Genomic DNA, 2,859 nt, shown 5'->3' with positions numbered 1-2,859 from the left:
CATGATGGTCGCCTTGTGCGCTGCATCAACGCCTTCGATGTCGAAGGTCGGATCGGCTTCGGCGTAGCCCAGGCGCTGCGCCTCTTTCAGCACAGTGCCAAAGTCCAGGCCCTTGTCACGCATTTCGGACAGGATGAAGTTGGTGGTGCCGTTGATGATGCCGGCGATCCATTCGATGCGGTTGGCGGTCAGGCCTTCGCGCAGCGCCTTGATGATCGGGATGCCGCCTGCAACAGCGGCCTCGAAGGCCACCATCACACCCTTGGCTTGCGCCGCAGCGAAGATCTCGTTGCCGTGCGTTGCCAGCAGGGCCTTGTTGGCGGTGACCACGTGCTTGCCGTTGTGGATGGCTTTCAGCACCAGTTCCTTGGCAATGCCGTAGCCGCCAATCAGCTCAATGACGATGTCGATTTCCGGATCGTTGACGATCTCGTTACCGTCGGCGACGACTTTGATCTTGCCGCCGGTGAGCTGTTGCGCGCGTTCGGTGTTCAGGTCCGCCACGGCCACGATTTCGATGCCGCGGCCGGCGCGGCGCGTAATCTCTTCCTGGTTGCGCGACAGGACGTTGAAGGTGCCCGAACCTACGGTGCCAATGCCTAACAGGCCTACTTTGATGGGTTTCATAATCTCGTTATCTATTGTGATCGGTTTCAGCCCTGGCCGTGACGTTTGCGGTAGCCTTCCATGAAGCGCGCCATTCTTCCGAAGGCGTCGGTCATATCGTCGGCGTTCGGCAGGAACACGACGCGGAAGTGGTCCGGCGAATGCCAGTTGAAGCCAGTGCCTTGCACGATCAGGACCTTGGTTTCTTCCAGCAGTTCATAAGCGAATTGCTGGTCGTCCGCGATCGGATAGATCTTCGGATCAAGGCGGGGGAACATATAAAGTGCCGCTTTTGGCTTGACCACGCTGACGCCCGGAATATCGGACAACAACTGGTAAGCCAGGTCGCGCTGCTTGAGCAGCCGCCCGCCGGGAGCCACCAGATCCTTGATGCTCTGGTAGCCGCCGAGTGCAGTCTGGATCGCAAACTGCCCCGGTGCATTGGCGCAAAGGCGCATCGAGGCCAGCATGTTCAAGCCCCAGATATAGTCCTTCGCGTATTTTCGGTTTTCGCCCGAGAGCACCATCCAGCCCGCGCGGTAGCCGCAGGAACGGTAGCTCTTGGACAGGCCGTTGAAGGTCACGCACAGCACGTCCTCGCACAGGGCGGCGATGGAGGTGTGGGTCGCGCCGTCGTACAGCACTTTGTCGTAGATTTCGTCAGCGTAGATGATCAGCTGGTGCTGGCGCGCCAGCTCGATGATCTGCAATAGAACCTCGTCCGGATACAGCGCGCCGGTCGGGTTGTTCGGGTTGATGACCACGATCGCCTTGGTATTGGGCGTGATCTTCTTGCGCATGTCGTCGATGTCGGGGAACCAGTCCTGCTGCTCGTCGCAGATATAGTGCACCGGTTTGCCGCCGGACAGGCTCACTGCCGCCGTCCACAGCGGATAATCCGGCGCCGGCACCAACACCTCATCGCCGTTATTCAGCAGCGCGTTCATGGACATCACGATCAGCTCGGACGCGCCATTGCCCAGGTAAATATCGTCGATGGTCACGCCGGCGATATTCTTGGTCTGAGTGTAGTGCATCACCGCCTTGCGCGGTGCAAACAGGCCCTTGGAATCGGTATAGCCCGCCGCATTCGGCAGGTTGACGATCATGTCATGCACAATCTCATCCGGCGGATCAAAGCCGAACGGCTGCATATTGCCGATGTTCAGCTTGGTGATCTTGTGGCCCTCTTCCTCCATCTGGCGTGCCTTTTCAGGCACCGGGCCGCGGATTTCGTAGCAAATCTCGTTGAGCTTGTTCGATTTCTGAACCGGTCGCAAAATCAATCCCTTACATATCCATGCTGCATTGCGAAAATACCCATTCTGCCGAAAGCTCTTCATTTAGGCAACCACCGGGAAGCCTGTTTCAAGGGAAAACGATACAATAGACGTTCTATTGCGATTAAATACAGGCATTTCCCATGAAGCTTCACCAATCCAGCAACCAGCAGTACCAGACTGTGTCCGGTTATTTCCCCGGCGGCGTCGAAATTAACGGCCAGCCTTTCGACTACAGCCTGCTGGTATTGCCCGAGACGGCGCCGCGCGCCTGGCCGGTAGCCCGCTTCGAGGATCTGACGGTCGAACACTTCGCGCAGCTGGCGGTGGAGCAGCCGGACGTGGTGATCCTGGGTACCGGCGAGCGCCAGCGCTTCGTCCACCCGCGCCTGACCACCCCGCTCACCTCAAAGCAGGTCGGCGTGGAGTGCATGGACACCAATGCCGCCTGCCGCACCTACAACATCCTGATGGGCGAAGGCCGCAAGGCGCTGCTGGCACTGATCATCGAGAAACCGTAAAACAGGTGGCTGCCACGATGTGGCAGCCACCGGATTTTGCCTTTGGGGGTTGAAATAAGAAATATTGCCCTGATATAAAGGGCCGCCCCCACATAAGCTCAGGAGAACAATAGTGGCAAGCCCCAGCAATACCATCGCCGACTTCAGCGCCCCCATGACCAGCGGCCAGACCTTCCAGCTGTCCGGCCGTCCAGCCAAAACCACCGTGCTGTTCTTCTACCCGAAGGACAACACCCCCGGCTGCACCACCGAAAACATGGCTTTCCGCGATCTGCACGACAAGTTCCAGGCTGCCGGCGCCGAGATTTACGGCGTCAGCCGCGACTCGCTGCGCTCGCACGAGAACTTCAAGGCCAAGCTGGGCCTGCCCTTCGAATTGATCTCCGACCCCGAAGAAGCGTTGTGCCAGGCCTTCGGTGTCATGAAGATGAAAAAAATGTACGGTAAAGATG

Annotated in this window: 4 protein-coding genes; 2 read left to right on the top strand and 2 right to left on the bottom strand. The window is 58.6% G+C overall.

The genetic code is table 11. The features are described 5' to 3' along the window. A partial coding sequence (locus AB4Z11_RS28455) for a homoserine dehydrogenase (protein WP_442029184.1) occupies window positions 1-627 on the bottom strand: 627 nt, incomplete at its 3' end. A gap of 26 nt (window positions 628-653) precedes the next feature. Beyond that, a complete protein-coding gene (locus AB4Z11_RS28450; RefSeq protein ID WP_442029183.1) occupies window positions 654-1,886 on the bottom strand; it encodes a pyridoxal phosphate-dependent aminotransferase in 1,233 nt (410 codons plus the stop codon). Window positions 1,887-2,029: 143 nt separating this feature from the next. Here AB4Z11_RS28450 and AB4Z11_RS28445 point away from each other — a divergent pair, with 143 nt between their 5' ends. Together AB4Z11_RS28445 and AB4Z11_RS28440 are read left to right on the top strand one after the other, a co-directional pair. Beyond that, entirely contained in the window at window positions 2,030-2,407 is a 378-nt protein-coding gene (locus AB4Z11_RS28445; RefSeq protein WP_442029182.1) for an Mth938-like domain-containing protein, read from the top strand. A 154-nt stretch (window positions 2,408-2,561) separates the two neighbouring features. Then, window positions 2,562-2,859, top strand: a 298-nt coding sequence (locus AB4Z11_RS28440; protein ID WP_442029185.1) for a peroxiredoxin, incomplete at its 3' end; no start/stop codon positions are given.

This window comes from Pseudoduganella sp. RAF53_2, assembly GCF_052113985.1.
Classification (GTDB): Bacteria; Pseudomonadota; Gammaproteobacteria; order Burkholderiales; family Burkholderiaceae_D; genus Rugamonas.
Note: the sequence above shows the minus strand (reverse complement) of the source record. Positions and strands in the feature narration are given on the sequence as shown.

Excerpts from the sequence above, each read along its gene's own strand:
- AB4Z11_RS28445 (WP_442029182.1), top strand. The coding sequence starts at position 2,030 with ATGAAGCTTCACCAATCCAGCAACCAGCAGTACCAGACTGTGTCCGGT.